Genomic DNA, 328 nt, shown 5'->3' on the forward strand with positions numbered 1-328 from the left:
GGCACTCGACGAGGGTTAGGCGGCACCGCGTATCACGGTTCCTGCCGCGTACCTGAGCTACGCGACGCCCAGCGTGGACTAAACTGAGGACAAGATCATGAAGAAACTGGAAATTGGGATGCCGGTGGCGATGGGCCATGACAGCAACACCCGTATCGGGACGGTTGTGGGCATCGAATTCGGGGGTCGTGTGGCGGAAGTCGCGAGCGACTACGACGAGAATGAGACGGATTTCATCCGAATCGATCACTTGGTTCCGTACGATCCTCCGCGTGCAATCGTTGAGGGTTCCGAGGTGCGTCTCTCGCAAGGGCAGCTGCGGATCGGG

Annotated in this window: 1 protein-coding gene; it reads left to right on the forward strand. The window is 59.8% G+C overall.

From position 1 onward, the window contains the following. Nucleotides 1-97 precede the first annotated feature (97 nt). Nucleotides 98-328 (forward strand): hypothetical protein (locus AC1RPG_RS08570; protein ID WP_481762564.1); only part of this gene is annotated, 231 nt, incomplete at its 3' end.

It is taken from the genome of Dellaglioa sp. CoH-57-MRSF-18 (assembly GCF_056781995.1).